This window comes from Nitrincola alkalisediminis (assembly GCF_009821115.1).
GTDB lineage: Bacteria > Pseudomonadota > Gammaproteobacteria > Pseudomonadales > Balneatricaceae > Nitrincola > Nitrincola alkalisediminis.
In genome coordinates this window covers 52,433-68,822 of sequence record NZ_VYTY01000007.1, presented here as the reverse complement: position 1 = coordinate 68,822, position 16,390 = coordinate 52,433, and the positions used below count along the sequence as shown (strand labels likewise).

Annotated in this window: 18 protein-coding genes; 3 read left to right on the top strand and 15 right to left on the bottom strand. The window is 46.3% G+C overall.

The window, feature by feature from the left end; all coding sequences use genetic code 11:
* Nucleotides 1-2 precede the first annotated feature (2 nt).
* The gene (locus tag F5971_RS11920; RefSeq protein WP_246187800.1) at nucleotides 3-2,267 is read right to left on the bottom strand and encodes a TonB-dependent receptor; all 2,265 of its coding nucleotides are present in this window, start codon (nucleotides 2,265-2,267) and stop codon (nucleotides 3-5) included.
* 205 nt (nucleotides 2,268-2,472) lie between these two features.
* A complete protein-coding gene (locus tag F5971_RS11915; RefSeq protein ID WP_193495084.1) occupies nucleotides 2,473-2,979 on the bottom strand; it encodes a GNAT family N-acetyltransferase in 507 nt (168 codons plus the stop codon).
* 185 nt (nucleotides 2,980-3,164) lie between these two features.
* Between F5971_RS11915 and F5971_RS11910 the strand changes: the two genes are divergently transcribed.
* On the top strand, nucleotides 3,165-4,301 hold the full coding sequence (locus tag F5971_RS11910) for a hypothetical protein (RefSeq protein WP_193495083.1): 1,137 nt from the start codon (nucleotides 3,165-3,167) through the stop codon (nucleotides 4,299-4,301).
* On the opposite strand, the gene F5971_RS11905 is transcribed toward F5971_RS11910, so the two are convergent.
* Entirely contained in the window at nucleotides 4,266-6,200 is a 1,935-nt protein-coding gene (locus F5971_RS11905; protein WP_193495082.1) for a heavy metal translocating P-type ATPase, read from the bottom strand. The two genes, F5971_RS11910 and F5971_RS11905, sit on opposite strands and share 36 nt — an antisense overlap.
* A gap of 75 nt (nucleotides 6,201-6,275) precedes the next feature.
* Here F5971_RS11905 and cadR point away from each other — a divergent pair, with 75 nt between their 5' ends.
* Complete coding sequence (cadR, locus tag F5971_RS11900; RefSeq protein ID WP_036510070.1) at nucleotides 6,276-6,743, top strand: Cd(II)/Pb(II)-responsive transcriptional regulator; 468 nt, start codon at nucleotides 6,276-6,278, stop codon at nucleotides 6,741-6,743.
* Here the strand turns inward: cadR and F5971_RS11895 are convergent.
* The gene (locus F5971_RS11895; protein ID WP_089503617.1) at nucleotides 6,726-7,193 is read right to left on the bottom strand and encodes an Lrp/AsnC family transcriptional regulator; all 468 of its coding nucleotides are present in this window, start codon (nucleotides 7,191-7,193) and stop codon (nucleotides 6,726-6,728) included. The two genes, cadR and F5971_RS11895, sit on opposite strands and share 18 nt — an antisense overlap.
* Nucleotides 7,194-7,352: 159 nt before the next feature.
* On the opposite strand from F5971_RS11895, the gene F5971_RS11890 reads away from it, so the two are divergent.
* The gene (locus F5971_RS11890) at nucleotides 7,353-8,285 is read left to right on the top strand and encodes a DMT family transporter (protein WP_193495081.1); all 933 of its coding nucleotides are present in this window, start codon (nucleotides 7,353-7,355) and stop codon (nucleotides 8,283-8,285) included.
* Between the two features lie 108 nt (nucleotides 8,286-8,393).
* Here F5971_RS11890 and F5971_RS11885 read toward each other — a convergent pair whose 3' ends face one another.
* From F5971_RS11885 to msrB, 11 genes are all read right to left on the bottom strand, one after another.
* Nucleotides 8,394-8,954: a YbhB/YbcL family Raf kinase inhibitor-like protein gene (locus tag F5971_RS11885; RefSeq protein ID WP_193495080.1), complete on the bottom strand. Its 561-nt coding sequence runs from the start codon at nucleotides 8,952-8,954 to the stop codon at nucleotides 8,394-8,396.
* Nucleotides 8,955-9,043: 89 nt separating this feature from the next.
* Nucleotides 9,044-9,850, bottom strand: a complete 807-nt coding sequence (locus F5971_RS11880; protein ID WP_036510063.1) for a helix-turn-helix transcriptional regulator — start codon at nucleotides 9,848-9,850, stop codon at nucleotides 9,044-9,046.
* 177 nt (nucleotides 9,851-10,027) lie between these two features.
* Nucleotides 10,028-10,717, bottom strand: a complete 690-nt coding sequence (locus F5971_RS11875) for an NYN domain-containing protein (protein WP_036510060.1) — start codon at nucleotides 10,715-10,717, stop codon at nucleotides 10,028-10,030.
* 353 nt (nucleotides 10,718-11,070) lie between these two features.
* Nucleotides 11,071-11,697, bottom strand: a complete 627-nt coding sequence (locus tag F5971_RS11870; protein ID WP_036510058.1) for a LysE family translocator — start codon at nucleotides 11,695-11,697, stop codon at nucleotides 11,071-11,073.
* 27 nt (nucleotides 11,698-11,724) lie between these two features.
* Complete coding sequence (locus F5971_RS18695; protein ID WP_272944820.1) at nucleotides 11,725-11,850, bottom strand: hypothetical protein; 126 nt, start codon at nucleotides 11,848-11,850, stop codon at nucleotides 11,725-11,727.
* 78 nt (nucleotides 11,851-11,928) lie between these two features.
* Complete coding sequence (locus tag F5971_RS11865; RefSeq protein WP_036510057.1) at nucleotides 11,929-12,396, bottom strand: OsmC family protein; 468 nt, start codon at nucleotides 12,394-12,396, stop codon at nucleotides 11,929-11,931.
* Nucleotides 12,397-12,475: 79 nt separating this feature from the next.
* Nucleotides 12,476-13,207: an SDR family oxidoreductase gene (locus tag F5971_RS11860; protein ID WP_193495079.1), complete on the bottom strand. Its 732-nt coding sequence runs from the start codon at nucleotides 13,205-13,207 to the stop codon at nucleotides 12,476-12,478.
* 121 nt (nucleotides 13,208-13,328) lie between these two features.
* Complete coding sequence (locus F5971_RS11855; RefSeq protein ID WP_036510051.1) at nucleotides 13,329-13,700, bottom strand: VOC family protein; 372 nt, start codon at nucleotides 13,698-13,700, stop codon at nucleotides 13,329-13,331.
* Nucleotides 13,701-13,807: 107 nt separating this feature from the next.
* Nucleotides 13,808-14,692, bottom strand: a complete 885-nt coding sequence (gene bla / locus F5971_RS11850; protein WP_193495078.1) for a class A beta-lactamase — start codon at nucleotides 14,690-14,692, stop codon at nucleotides 13,808-13,810.
* 65 nt (nucleotides 14,693-14,757) lie between these two features.
* Nucleotides 14,758-15,123: an MmcQ/YjbR family DNA-binding protein gene (locus tag F5971_RS11845; protein ID WP_036510045.1), complete on the bottom strand. Its 366-nt coding sequence runs from the start codon at nucleotides 15,121-15,123 to the stop codon at nucleotides 14,758-14,760.
* Between the two features lie 57 nt (nucleotides 15,124-15,180).
* Nucleotides 15,181-16,359, bottom strand: a complete 1,179-nt coding sequence (msrB, locus tag F5971_RS11840) for a peptide-methionine (R)-S-oxide reductase MsrB (protein WP_036510044.1) — start codon at nucleotides 16,357-16,359, stop codon at nucleotides 15,181-15,183.
* Nucleotides 16,360-16,390: the final 31 nt, after the last annotated feature.

Genomic DNA, 16,390 nt, shown 5'->3' with positions numbered 1-16,390 from the left:
GATTAGAATGTTAGCTTCACGCCGACATACGCTGAACGCCCCATCCCTGGAACGGCTATGCCCCATGGAATACCATTGATGGCCATTGTTCGACCTTGTCCCATGTATGCCCCACCTGTCGGTAGGCTGTAATTGCGGTCAAACAGGTTTTCTACACCAAAATCCAAACGCACTTGCTTCCAACTGTGACTTGCACGCACATTGACCAAATGATAACCGGAGGTCGTTACCTCATTACGAACCCCTGATACCTTCCGCCTATCATCTACCAGGATTAACTCCATAGCATTGTCCCAATTATTCTTTTGATGACGTAAAGTGAAGCGAGCATTTAAAGGCATGATATTGTAAAGGCTGTCACCACTGTCTCGATTCTTACCATCCGTGTAATTGAGCACTGTATTAAGCCCCCATTGCCCCCAATCATTAGACATCAAGGGCAAACCCATGGCTAAATCAACACCGTATAAACGAGCCGACTGATTGGTAAACTGCAAAACATTAAATTGATCGGCTCCCCAGCTAGACCGTTTGATGGCATCGATATAATCATCAACATGGGTATAGAAAGGCGTCGCACTGATATTCCAACGACGGTCAGGAGCATGCCAATCAAAGGTTGCAGATGCGGTATACGCCGTTTCGGGCTTAAGATTCACATCGCCTATGTAGCCGTTGCCATCTCCCACAAAATTGTTCATAGTCGCCGCCATCGGCCAACTTGACCAAGTGTAGCGTTCGTACACATTAGGCGAGCGTACTTTACGTGCAAGCCCTAACTCAATGTCTAGGGTGTCACTGTGACGATAACGTGCCAACAGTGCTAAATCGATATTATGATCGGTTTGTTTACGCGACTGTGCGTTGAAAGCCGTAGATTCTGCTAGCTGATTGCCAGGCATATTCGCTGCTGCATATCCCTGCACGGCGTCAGCATTCATACGCACATGCTCATACCGAATCCCTGACAGACTGCTCCAACGTTCACTGTGCTGTTGCTCTACTTCAGCAAACACGGCGGTTCGATCACGCTGCCCATTATTGATGTTTAGAAAGGTATTCGGCCCCATACCACCGCCCGAAGCGGTCCAATAATCATCCAAACGGTAACGTTGCAGATCAGACCCAACTCGTAGCAAGCGTGTGTTTGTCAGCTCAATATCGCCTTTTAAACTAACGCCTGTATTGTCACTTTCCGAATACATGGGCATTCCTGCTGCACAGGTACCCGCTGGATCTCCATGGAAACGTATTGGGTCACAAGGGTTTCCTGGCCCAGAGAGGGTTCCATACCAAAAACGCTTATCCGCACCAAAATCCATAAAATGGTCAACCCTTTCATGGTATACGCGCGCTTCCATTAACCCCCAATCAAAATCACGTTTCCACCCAAGATTCACCAGCTTTTGAGTGTTTTTCAGTAAATCCATGCGTTGATTCGGAAAGAGCTGTTCTGGCATCTCCTGATAACTGAAGCGAGTGTCAAAAAGGTTATCACCGGCTTGTATTGCGATACCGAGTGCATGATTCTGCGTATCATAGGCTGTCGAACCGACCTCATCTAAGCGCAGGGTGTGGCCTGGACGATCCGTGCCAGTGAAGTCTTTAAATGCGCCTCCCGCTTTGTAGTTGTCTGCTTGACTCCACGCTCCATCGTATTGAATGTTGATTTGTTCAGTTGCATAACTGGCTTTAAGATTTCCGCCTAATGCATTGTTATTGCTTCGATAAAAGGCACCAACTTCCCCTTTAACCCTAGACTCCTCTCCAGAGGATGCAAATTCAGGTACGGCACGCTCAGCGATAATCGTACCCCCAATACTATCGCCTCCTACACTGACGGGAGTGATCCCAGCGTAGACTTTTAACAGGCTGATATTGCTTGGCTCAACATACGAAAGTGGTGGATTCATGTGATTCGGACATGCAGCAATCAAATCCATTCCATCCACTTTGACTCGTAATCGATCATCGGCCAAACCACGAATAGAAGGTAAACTCGATACACCACCCGCCCCGTATAGGCTCACACCCGGAATATCCCTAAGTAAACTGGCGGTGTCATTGGTAATTGATCGTAGCATTTCGATGTTGGCTGGACTTTGCCTGATAGCGGCATCCATGTTTAGCGGTAAAGGTTTAGTAACCTCTAATCGGGTATCCGCATGCACTGGATTAGCACCTCCTGTCTGACTGAATAGAATACAGGCAATTGCGCAGGATAAGGATGTCGGTTTTACAATCAGCTCTTTTATGTTCACACGCATGTTATTTCCCAAAGAGTGGTATATCCACTTCAACGCCTTTTCTAATCCTAAATGTCCAGAAGACCCTCATGATTAGAAAAAACTACATTAGATATTAAATACCGATAAATTTTATGGGAAAAGCAGGAACATTACGCGTGACATGATGTCGCATCAGGCAGATGACTCTGATCGCGGCATTCCCAGAGCTGAGCCTGAGCGGTGGCTAGTCACCGTATTTCATAAAGACGGCCTCTTCACCGTAACTTGCTAGCTTGCGCTTTAATGTATCACTCGGTGTCACTGGACAAAATCCATAACGCTGCCAATAGGCCTGAGAGCCTTGAACCGCTGTAAGCGTTGCCCGCGAGTATCCAAATTCTTCCGACGTGGTTAAAAACTGCCGCACCAGCAATTGCCCTGCGCCTGTTTTACGCGCATATGGGCTGACGGCTAAATCGTGTAAATAAACACAATCAGGTTCTTTACAAGCTTGATCATTGACTCGATTTAACTCAGGTGGGGCTGATGATGTCCAGGGTAAGGCCAATAGATAGCCAACAACCTTCTCTCCCTCACATGCAACAAAGCAAGTCTCTGGAGAGACCGCCAACTTTGAAGCCAAAGACTCGATAGATTCAAAAACCACTTCTGTATAACACATCGCTTGAATCTCAACGACCGAGGCCAAGTCCTGCAACACCATGCGTCTAACACTAGGCAAACCTGCCATTTACAACTCCAAGTAGATCCGTTAATTAAAAAAGAGCACTTAAGCGTAATGATCTATAGAATTCAACTCAAGTTTTGGTTAATTTAGCGAAGATTAATTGATGTCAATGCGAATGGGTGAATCGGCACCTTATCCAACCCTTAACGCAGTGACAAGAGCTCATGACCGAGATTCAAGGAGTGAACATGGCATCATCATTAGAAGTCAAAACGGCCACCTCTTCCATACTGCTGCTTTGCATCACAGCCTATTTCACATTTGAGATACTTTGGGTTTGGCTGTTTGTTCTTCTGATTGTCTTGCCTGTTTTATCAAGTCGATTTCCAGCCATTGGCTACCTTTTTGGTGCAAGCTTACTACTCACTCCATTCGTGATCATGCGTTTTGACACGTCGGTTTATCTTCTGCTGTTTTCAATCGGAGTGGCTATCTACGGTGGTTTTTTGATCAAATCGACCCACGCTCAAATTACACACCGTCAGGACTCGGCATCATCAACCCCACAAAACGCAACACGCATCGCTGAACAGACTGATCAAACGTCTTTATTTGATCAGATTAAGCAAAGACAACAGGAGCCCCTCCAAACACCCTTTCGGAAGGGTCTGTTCGAGAGCTTAGTTCGTGCCCTCGACGGCATAACGCTTGTGGCCGTTGGATTGGTCAGCATACCGACGTTTCTAGCGCTTTGTTATTTTGGTTTAAAATGGCCAATCGTACTTGGATTCATCACCTTTGCTGTGTACCTGTGGCGAGTAACCCGCTATCCAGACACTCTAGCCATCAAAAACCCTTGGGATCTGCGCTGGCACGGATTAGTGCTGTGCATGTGCTGTTTACTTTGGGTATTGCTGATCAATCTAGTACCTCAACACACTCTACTGAGCTTCAACTCAACACTTCCAGCAATCCTGGCGAGTTCGGCTTGGTTTGAATATGGCAGCCTACTCAGCACTTACTTAAATCAAATCATTACCATGCTCACCACTGGTATTTTCTTGGCCGTGTTATCAATCCTCCCAACAGTTTTATGCCTTCTACTCTTGGGCTGGCTGTTCATTCGCGCGTACCTCGGCCTCTCCGGTGATATTCAGCAACGTTTTGACATTATGCGCTGGCCCTTCGCGGCCTCAATTTTAATCCTTATCATGATTTGGCCAAACCTGGAAACCTTTCACACTTATTTATTTGATTGGATGCTCAACTACGAAATTCAACTCACTTACCTAGTTGAGCTTTTTATTATTGGTTTTTTACCTTGGCGCGTTTGGACGATTATTTTTAAATCACGACGCCAATTGCTTGAATTTCAACGCACGTAAGCCGTTGGCGACCACGAGTAAGCTCACTCCCATATCGGCAAAGACCGCCATCCACATGCTCGCTTGCCCCAGAAAAGCCAAGAGGATGAAAATACATTTTATTCCAATGGCCAACGCAATATTTTGCTTGAGCAATCGCATGCAGAATCTCGACAAACGAATATAGGTGGCGATTTTACGAGGATCATCATCCATCAGGGCTATATCCGCCGTTTCAATGGCCGTATCCGTTCCTGCCGCGCCCATCGCCAACCCCAAATTTGCCTGAGCCAATGCAGGGGCGTCATTAATGCCATCACCGACCATTGCAACCTGATGCCCTTCCTTCATGATGTTTTTAATGGCTTCGAGTTTGTCCTCTGGCATCAAGTTGGCTTGAACATCGGTTATGCCCACCTCCTGCGCGATAGACCTCGCCGTATTAAGATTGTCTCCACTGAGCATAAGGGTACTCAGACCCAGCGCATGTAAGGCGTTAATGGCCTCCTGACTATTGGGCTTCAACGGATCAGCGACTCCAAACAGTCCCAAAACACGAGCATCTTCTATTAGTAATACACAGGATTCACCTTGGGATTCGATCCTTGCAACATCGGCAGTATAGGCTTCTAGGGGCACATTCATGGCGTGCGCTAGACGGTCATTGCCCAAACCATATCGATGCGAGTTAAGTGCCACTTGAAGACCTTGGCCTGGCAATGCAATCAGGGACTCTACCGTCAAGCGTTCACCGACATGCGCCAACGTCAGCGTTTTTGAAACAGGGTGGCTTGAATGCTGAGCGATACTAGAAGCTAGCCGCAGCACGTCTTCATCTGGCATCCCGCTGAGGTTTTTAAAGGATCTTAGCTCTGGCTGTCCCTGTGTCAGGGTTCCGGTTTTATCAAATGCCACGCGATTGAGCCGACTGCCTGCCTCTAAATGACTCCCGCCTTTAATCAAAATCCCTAAGCGCGCTGCTCTGGCAAGGCCGCTGACAATCGTAACAGGCGTAGAAATAACCAACGCACAAGGACAGGCAATGACTAATAAAACAAGTGCTCTGTAAAGCCAATCCAAAAAGGCTCCCCCGAACAAAACAGGCGGTACGAGCGCCGTCGCCAAGGCGATGAAAAAGATAATCGGGGTATAGATGCGCGCAAACTGATCAACCAGACGTTGTGTAGGAGCCTTATCCGCTTGCGCCTCCTCTACACGCTTAATAATTCGTGCCAGCATCGTATTCGACGCCTCAGCTGTCACTTGAAACTCAAACAACTCGGTTTCATTCAAGGTTCCTGCATACACCGAATCGCCCAATTGTTTTTCAACCGCCAGACTCTCACCCGTGATCGCGGCTTGGTTAATAAACGTGTGCCCCTTCAAAATGCGGCCATCCAAACCAATTCTCTCACCTGGCTGCACCTGTACACGCTGACCAATTTTTACCTGTGTCACCGGAAGGCTCTGCCAGTGTCCATCGTCCATCAAGACCCGAGCGGTATCCGGTGCCAGAGACAATACGCTCTGAATCGCATGGCGAGCACGTTCAACTGACTTTTCTTCAATCCACTCAGCCAAGGTAAACAGCACTAACACCATTGCGGCTTCCGCCCAATGGCCAATCAACAGTGCGCAAGTGACCGCTAAGCTCATTAAAGCATTAATGGTTAAGTCGAGTTTAAGGAGCGACAGCCAACCTCGCTTGAGTACCTCTGTTCCACACAACGCAATCGCCACCAACGCCAACATAAGACTGATCCAGCCCCATCCCGGCAATGTCCATTCAATCACTTCCGCTAGCAAAGCAGCACCACCCGCGAATGACAGTTTGACATAGGGTATGGGGCTGACTTGCGCAAGCGCATGGCTTGCTGTTTGATTACTAGAACAGGCTGATGAGCCGCAACAGTTCGACATTTCTGGATCTCCTTGGGTTTTATCACTATAGTAAAAACCCTAAAGTTACTTCAGGGTCAAGCCCGAGGAGAAAATATGCTCAGCATTGGTCAACTTGCTAAACGGATTGAGTGCCCAGTAGAAACTCTGCGTTATTGGGAGAAAGAAGGGCTGCTTCCCGCCCCCTATCGAGGTGACAATAATTACCGTTGGTATCAAGACAGTCATCTTGAGCGCGCTTTGTTTATTCGTAACTGTCGTAATCTTGATATGAGTTTAGCGGAAATCCGTCAACTCTTACGTTACAAGGATCAGCCTGACATGCGCTGCGATCAGGTCAACCGATTATTGGATGAACATATTTCGCATGTGACGGAGCGTATCGCCTCACTTACCTTGCTCAAAGACACGCTAGAGAGTTTAAGGCAACGTTGTGTGACCGAAAAAAATATAGATGCATGCGAGATCCTTGCCGGCTTGAGTTCAGACCAAACACAAGGCTCCACAGAGAAGTGCTCATCACACTTACGCGGGGTTCATCCTGGCTCAGGTCGGAGTATTTAAAGGTAAGGGAGACTCACCTTTTACCGCACGTATGACAAAGTTGCTGTGAATGTCTTTCACAAACGGCAGCATTTGTATTTGTCGAAGCAAAAGCTCGTAATGCTGTAGATCTTTAACCACGACCTCAAGCCGATAATCTGCGGTACCGGAGACTAAGTAGCAACTAATCACGTTTGGCATGGCCAGTACAGACGCTTCAAACTGGCTACTGGCTTGGTCACCATGATGGCCTAAACGTAGGTCAACAAACACGGTCATGCCTAAATCCAGCGCAACGCGATTAAGTGATGCGCGATACCCTAGAATAACGCCCTCTTCTTCCAATTGCTTAACACGACGCAAACACGGCGAGGGGGATAAATTCACCTTGTCGGACAGCTCTACATTCGTTAGACGCCCATTCGCTTGTAACTGATCCAGAATTCGATAATCCAGCCCATCCAGTTTCATCAAAAAAGCCTCAGTTTTCAAAAATGGCATTTATCATTAAAAATAGAAAAACAATTGGCATTTTATGCCATAAAACTGAATTTCGATAGATCAATTCGCAAGGACATGCGCTGCATGTTAGCATCATAATACAGGCTCATTTTAGTAAGGTGTTATTCAATGAGCGCATCAACTCCATCCAAACCTTCCGCTGATTATCGCGTCCTGACACAAGGGAAAGACTTTTACATGGGTGTGTTAGCTGCCCTGATCACGGTGTCTATCTGGTCAGGCTGGTTAATTTCGGTGCGTTTATCCGCGTCAGGACAACTCACCTCGTTTGACTTAGCCGTGATGCGTTATTTAGTGCCAGCCTTGGTCTTGTTGCCCTTTGTTTGGCGTCATCGTGAAAAGATTCGCAATACGCGTTTCAGGTATCTGCTTGGCATGCTGGTTGGTGCTGGTGTACCTTTCTTTTACCTAAGTTCAACGGGGCTTCAATACGCACCTGCAGCTCATGCGGGTTTATTGATTCCCGGCACCTTTCCCTTGTTTGTCACGGCAATGGCGGTGTTAATTTATAAACAACCCTTACACCCCGCTCGCTTTTGGGGGCTGAGTTGGGTGGCCCTTGGAGTGGCCGTGTTAATGAGTCACTCGTTATATCAAGGCGACCTGCAAGTACTCAAAGGTGACCTACTCTTGTTGGGTGCAAGCTTTTGCTGGGCTTTATTTACAGTTAGTTTACGAGTTGCAGGACTTCCACCTCTTGCTGCAGCGGGTTTACTCTGTTGTTTATCCTGTGGTGTGCTCGCGTTTCTTGCACTTATGGGCTGGTATGAAACAGGTATTACCACCGCTTCCTCACAAGAAATTGCGACTCAGTTAGTCACACAGGCTCTTCTGGCCGGTTTACTGGCAGGTTTTTCATATGGTTTTGCAATCAACCGCATTGGGGCTGAAAACACCTCAGCCATTGGTGCTCTCACACCAGTGTTAACGGGTTTAGCCGCTATTCCTTTATTGGGCGAGTCACTGAGCCTTGCGGCCGTATTGGGAATGTTACTCATCGGATTAGGGGCTTACCGGGCAAGCCGAATCCGAGATGCGTAAACACTCGATGCGAATGTGTCACGAGATCAAGGCGAATAGTGCTAGACATGTCAATCGATTAGCACTATTGCCCGGAAGGAAAGCTAAATTAACGAGATGTATTAAATGTTAATCGCGCTTATATAAAGCCTCGATCGTGCTTGAGGCCAAAGAATGTGCATTGATCATATAACCTGTTAACGCACCCGACGCATTTTCAGGGAGTTCGAGTGTTGTAGACAGGGCATGTATCGTAAATTGATAACGGTGCACCCCGTGCCCTTGTGGAGGGCACGCGCCGCCGAAGCCAGTAACGCCATAGTCGTTGCTGATTTGGACACTGCCTTCAGGGAACAGGTTTTTACTCAAATCCCCCGCTCCAGCAGGTAACTCTGTCGTATTTTTAGGAATATTAATTATTTGCCAATGCCACCAACCACTTCCTGTCGGCGCGTCTGGATCGTAGGCTGTAATCGCAAAGGCCTCTGTGCCTTCAGGTGAACCAGACCAAGAAAGCTGTGGTGATAGATTGCCTCCTTCACAACCAAAACCCTGATACTCTTGGGCCTTGCTCATAAACTCGCCGTGCGTTATATCAGCACTGGACAGAGTAAATGAATCAGCCAATGCAGTACCTGACAATAACAAGGCTAAAAAGCAGATGGCCTGTTTGTTTTCGTTGCGTTTCATAAGAGTCTCCATAACTCGTGAAGTAAGAGCACTTATAGTATTGCCTACCCCCCTCATCGAAATAGCACGAAAACCGTCATTTATTCGCCCTAATCGTGCACCTTTGTTTTTCGCAGGTCTGTCGGAGTGATCCCAAAAAGGTGTTTAAACTTTTCAGTAAAACGCGATTGGGACTGATAGCCACATCTCTCTGCAATCCGTCCAATTGGATCAAGGCTGGTTTGAACCAAATGAAGACCATAGCCTAACTTAACTCTATCTTTAATGACCTGAAGACTGGTTCCTTCTGCATTTAGTTTTCTGCGTAAAGTTGATTCACTCATAGCGAGCTTTTCCGTCAGAGTTTCCACACTCAAATCACTAGAAACATGAGCACTAATAATATTATGTAGCTTATGACTAAGGCTCGGCGGTTCTATTATGGTACTTACCTGCTTATAACCCAGATGATAAATGACTTGAAGCATCTCCTTTTTTCGAAGCGCCCAAAAACTGGATGGCATAAAGGTGGACCACTCGATAAACTGCTGCAGAGTATTTTCTAAAGTTGAATCAATACGACCTTGAAAGTAGGTTTCTGTACTGGGTCCTTGGTAACTAAAACAATCAAAATCACTATAGTCAAATTCAATTACTAGAGCAAAATACTCATTGCCTTGAGAGATATTCCTCAAGTCAATGTTAGGACTATTTGATAAAAATATGAAGCTGCCTGTTGGACAGGTTATTTCCTGCTGACTCCCAAGCTTTTTACATCCATTCAGCACACAAATTAATAATGGCTTTATGATAGGAACATTGACGATCCGCTGCTCCTTGACGGATGAGTAAACCGAGAAAGGTAGCTGATCCCTCTCTTGCAGCGCGACTTTTGCTGCGTCTATTAATTTTTCCATAAGATGCAGGCCCTGAATGTGGTAAGCAGTTGCTTAGGCTTATCGTGTTGACTCCTTTGCTCCATGTAGGCAACCGTCCTCATTCTTATTTTTTGGAGACTCAACAGCATAACGAATCTTGTTATTAGAACACCAATCATACGCTTGATTAGCAGAGCCATCGAACCGCCCCTGTCGTTACCAATAAACAGGTTTTGTAGCGGGTTTTTTATTTGTGGGAACTCTAGTCGGAAACTGGTTATCTTGCAACTCAGAAAACTTGATATGACGTCGAAGCCAGTGTGCGTAGTTATTGAGCGACCCTGGAACACAACGCGGAATATTTTCACGATGAGGGAGAATAACTCCAATATGCATATCAGGAAAGTCTTCACGGATCGCTTTTAATGCAGGCTGCATATCCGTATCACCTGATACAAGAACCATGTGACGTATACGTTCTTCAATAGGAAGAACTGTTTGCTTTGCTGCCATTCGGTACATACTAATAGCAATATTGACATCCGTTTCTTTTTCTTCGAGTCTCCATATATCAACTTGATCCTGACGAGATGGAGGCGTATTTCTATCAACAAATCGTGGAGCTTTAGCTGGATCTAGTCGATGTCGTCCTAGGATTACCTCAACCCCCTTTGCTTTGAGCGCTCTGATGTACGTATCTTGGGCCTCTTTTGACTGGATTCCACGTGTCGAAAGTTTAGGCTGTACTGGCGAGGTAAAATAATGGAAAGATATGGGCTCAAATGCTGGATTTTCTATTCGTGCAACAGATGACAGCAGACTAGGAAGATCAAGCCACTTGTATCCCGTACCAGCTAAAAGACCATAGAAAAGGTTATAACCATCGATAAAAAATGCTGTTCGCACAAATTCTAATCCTTGAATGCGAAAAAACCGACACTAGGCCGGTTTTTTCACCCTAACAGCCAGAGAACTAAATCTCTGCGTACAGGGCTGAGTTGTGTTCTAATAATGATACACTTCCGCAAAGTTGTCAAGAACACCCTACAGCCAAACGATATTCCTCAGGTCAATGTTAGGACTATTTGATAAAAATATGAAGCTGCCTGTAGGACAGGTTATTTCCTAAGGTTAGTCACTTGTTAGTGTAGAAAAATCCGCATCAATTATCACTTTTAAACCTCTTAGAATGCGATACGAGCAGTAGCATTATGTGTCTGGAAGCCAGTGCTACATGCGTCTCTATCTCAAGTCGCACATTAAGTCTTCATTATAAGATAGACACCGGCACCTACCAGAACACCACCCGATGCGATCTTCATAGCAGGGTACGCCTTTTTCTGTCGTTTTAGGACACCCGGTAAGGATACGATTTTGCTAGCAGAATAGGCATAGAACAATTTTACACCACCCACTGCAAACACCGTTAAAAGGCTAATCACTATAACGTCTGAAGTATTCAGTGTGGTCAAATCAACAAAAGCAGGAAACAAACTTGCGTAGAAGAGAATGGCCTTTACATCGCCAAGTGTCAGAATTAAACCTGCCAGAAAACTTGTTGACAATGTCGAGGCTGAGTGACCGACAGAAACCTGCGCCCTAGCCTTCGACCGCAAAAGGCTGATGCCAAACCAGATTAGATATGCACCAGCCATATATCTTAGAATCAGGAAAAAACCACCCATCACTTCTGCCAGCGCCGTCATTCCGAAAATGGCCAGAAAAACGAAAATAAGATCTCCGAGTACGATGCCAACTGAAACAGCGGCACCATTTAAAAATCCAGCGGTTGAAGAACGAGCAATAACTAAGGCCACACTAGTGCTAGGAACCAGTGCTAACATTACCATCACGGCAAATAGAACAACTATTTCAAGTATATTCATCACGACCTCTTGGCCTAACTGATAATCCTACGTTAAAAAAGCGCCTGTATCTTTTTTACGTTCAGTATCAGAAAGCTCTGAACACACGGTATACATCCGCTGGTTCATCCAGCGATTATAGGCCGCCATATCTCTAGCCTGAACTGCAAGCATGTAATACTCTCCTTTTAATATGGGTCTAGCGTTCGTGAGCAGTCAATTGTCCCTAGGAATACCTTCTGACCGGCTTAGTTAAGTGATAATTTCTGTGCTGACCTCTGTTTTTACCGAGTTAGCAATAAAGCATTGTTCATGAGAAAGATGGTGGATTTTTTCAAGATCATCTCTTGAGGGAATCCGATCCCCTGAAAACTCTACCTTCGGGCGGAGCGTAACCTTGGTCATGGATATCTTCCCTGATCCATCTTTTTCCATGATGCCCTTAGCATCATCAGAATAGCTTTCCACCACATAGCCTTTTTTGGCTGCAATTGATAGAAAAAAAAGCATATGACAACTCGACAAGGAGGCAATAAACGCTTCCTCGGGATCAACATTTGCTTCAACCGAATAAGGTAAAGGCACTACATGGGGTGACGATGAAGCAGGTACAGTAACACCCCCATCAAACTCCCATACATGGCCACGGCTATATTTATTGTCGACGAAGGGTTCATCCTTACCACGACCCCATTTCACTAAAGCAAAATATTCGGACATTTCATCTCCAACTTAGTGTATCTCCAAAGCTAGAACACCCTATTAAGTTCTGGAGTGGGTTTGCTTGGTGTAACCTCAGCTATTTCCCTCCGGCCAGATCGATGAAGGATCCAGTAACATAGGATGCTTCATCTGATAATAACCAAGCAATAGCATTTGCCACTTCATCAGGTGTACCACCACGTTGCAATGGTATTTGAGGCGCTAAGCGGTCAACCCGATTGGGCTCACCGCCATCGGCATGCATATCGGTATAAATAAAACCGGGCCTTACTGAATTTACACGAATACCCTGAGCGGCAACTTCCAAGGACAACCCTTTGGTCAATGAATCCATCGCCCCTTTAGAGGCTGCATAATCAATATACTCAAAGGGCGAGCCTGTCCGTGAAGCAACAGATGATACATTCACGATAGCGCCTGTCGATTTATTTCGATTGATAAATTCACGTGAGCAAAGAAAACAGCTCGTTACATTAGATAACATAACTTTGTTAAATCGTTCAACATCCATGTCGGCAAGACACGACTGAGGATACAAAATGCCTGCGTTATTCACTAAATGTGTAGCATGGCCATAGGTTTTTTCGGTTACATCGAATAACGCTACAACGTCAGTTTCTTTGGAAACATCAGCTTGGTACGAAAACGCTTGACCACCAAGCGCCGTAATCTCAGCAACGACAGCCTCGGCACTTTTGGCATCTGAGCGGTAATTGACACAGACAGCATACCCTCTTGATGCTAGCAACTTCGAAGTTGCCGCACCAATTCCTCGACCACCGCCAGTAACGATAACGACTTTATTCATCGTATTTCCCCTGATAACACGTGATTCGAAATCACCCACCACCTTGCAGTTACCTATCCGACACGACGAGTGACAGGTTGAACAGGGAAATGGATATATCGCCAGTAAAGTCTTCTTCTACTCAAAATGAGTCTATGTCTTCACCAAACATAATTCGATGACCTTCTGGTGTCGCGACACCAAACTCACGCATGCCCCAAGGCTTATTGGACAGGGCTTGAAAAATTTCGGCTCCGCGCTGCATATAATCACGGTAAATGTCGTCAATGCCCTCACAGTTCACATAAGCAAAGTACGAATGCTCATGTGTATCGCGCGCTGGGACTTCGTCTGGGCAGTGCCCAAGCATGACATGAAAGCTGCCAAGGCTAAGAAATGACCAGCCCTCTACGCGAAATCGTACAGAAAACCCAAGCTTGTCGAGAAAGTATCTCTCGGTCATTTCGACATCATTAACGGCTAAAACATGCTGGGTTGCTTTCACTTCAAACATTGACGACTCCCACTGCAAACATGTGCAATTTTACAATAAAAGATAGGCTGCCACTGTACCTGTAAGCAATCGATCAATACCGGACGTACCCGACCTCGTATCCAATATCATTTGGCCTCAACCACGTCTTTGATCACACGTCCCAATTCAGCAATCGCAGTGTTTCTGTCCTCAAAGGACGCTGTCGTTTCTGTTATGTAAAATGCCACAACTATCGGTAAGCGCTCTGGCGGCCAGATTACCGCCGTAATAGCTCTAGACCCAAATCCACCCGCTCCCGTTCTATCGGCTATAATCCATTCTGCGGGCATACTTGCTCTGAATAAGCCGTCAGCCACTTTATTTCCGACGAGCCACTCTCGCAATTGGCTTTTAGAGTTAGGGGACAAAACATCACCCAGCAGCAACCCTTTAAGATTAGCCACCATCGCATTGGGCGTAGTTGTATCTCGATCATCACCGGGAGTCGCCTGATTCAGCTCTGTTTCCCAGCGATCCAATCGCGTGACATTATCGCCGATTTCCCTCGCGAACTCAGTCACGACCCCTGGCCCACCCATGGCATGTAAAATGAGATTTGCAGCCGTATTATCACTGGTCGTCATCGTCGCTTCGCATAACTCAAAAAGGGACATTTCCCGATTATCGGCATGCTGCTCTGTAATGGGTGAGTAAGTCACAAGATCGGATTTTGAAAAACTGACTGTTCTTTCAAGTTGCTCTTGATTGCTATCAACACGCTGAAGCAAGGCAGCACAGGCTAATGTTTTAAAAGTACTGGACATAGCAAACCGTTGGTCCGCATTGTATTCCCAACGCACTCCTGTCTCCGAATCATACGCAGAGAAACCGATCCGTGCATCAAGCACATTTTCTATGCGCTGGAGTTCAGTCATCAGGGCATCGTCCTGAGCCTGTACCAAAACCGAAGGGAGCATCAAACATACAGACAAAATACCGCTTAAAAAAAGCGGGCCACGGCGTTTACTCATTCCTTACACTCCTTTCAAAATAAGAGCCTTCCTGAATCCTTTTTCATAAGACAGATTCACGACGCTTACTCAGGGCTCAACCCTAATTCTTTTTGTTTACGCTTGCTCAGCCCGAGCGACACAATACGATAAGATTCTGACAAATAATATCTTAACTCTTCGTCCAACTCACTAGATGTGCCTATTTGCTGGATCCATTTCATACCACGATTGGCAAAGTAAGGCGCGGGTATGTACCCATCTAACTCGCTGAGAAGATCAAAATTCAAACTTGAGACTTTAAATGTAAACGCCGGTTGTTTGTTCTTTCCCCATCCACCAATAGCAAACACCTTGCCGCCGACTTTCCAAACCTGCGAGTTTCCCCATTGCACAACGTGGGTAGTCGCTGGAAACGAACCACAAAAGTGATTGAACTCATCATAATTCATGTTTGTATTTCCAAGCCTTAAAATTCCGTCATAACCCGCATGTGTTACTCATTGCGACTACTCCACCTCACTGATCAATGCACCATATCCCTGCATTTCCATCTCCTCAATTGGGATAAACCTCATCGCAGCGGAGTTCATGCAATAACGTAAACCCGTGGGGGCTGGGCCATCATTGAATACATGCCCCAAATGTGAATCGGCAAAGCGGCTACGCACTTCGGTCCGGACTGAGAAAAAGCTTCTATCCTCTTTTTCCACTACCCAATCGGCATGAATAGGTCGAGTGAAGCTGGGCCAGCCAGTGCCCGAGTCATATTTGTCACGAGATGAAAACAGAGGCTCTCCAGACACAACATCGACATAGATTCCGGCTCGTTTCTCATCATTGTATTGATTCCTGAACGGACGCTCCGTACCGTCTTTTTGAGTAACGTAATACTGCTCCTCAGTCAGACGCGCCTTGAGCTCACTGTCGCTCGGTTTTACAAATGTATCTGGATTAAACCCCTCCGCTTGGATTGATTGTGAGCGAGATGCCTGAGAATTGGCAGCGTCAGGTACGTCGATATTTTGTGGACGGTACAACGTGTAATCCACCGCTCTATCACTCCCCCAAACGGCATCGATGAACTGGTAACGCCCTGAGTTGCGTGTATAGAATGCATACCGTAGTGGATTCTTCTTGTAATAATCTTGGTGGTATTCTTCAGCTTCATAGAAAACTTTGAAAGGGACGATTTCAATGACTACGGGGTTGTCGTATCGACCTGATGCTTCCAGTGCCATCACCGCAGCATCTGCCGCGTGTTTTTGGGCTTCATTATGATAAAAAATGGCTGGGCGATATTGCTGACCTCGATCAACATACTGACCTTCAGCATCCGTCGGGTTAGCGGTACGCCACAGCGTCTGCAAAAGCCCTTCATAGGTGATCACTGTGGGATCATAAAAGACCTGCACGGCCTCCGTATGACCCGTCAGCCCACCTGCCACTTGCTGATAGGTTGGATTAACCTCATCCCCTCCGCTGTAACCGGATACCGCCTCTACTACTCCAGGTACCTTTTCAAAGGCTTCCTCCACGCACCAAAAGCACCCACCTGCAAAGGTAGCAATGGCCAACGTAGGATCATCGGGTGCGTATTTAGAAGTGGCAGCGTTGGATGCGTTGAGGTGGAATCCTGCCAGCAACATGACCATTGCCGTGAACATGAATAGCGCATAGCGTTTCATAAACTTACCCTCTTATCCTGTGAATACTGGA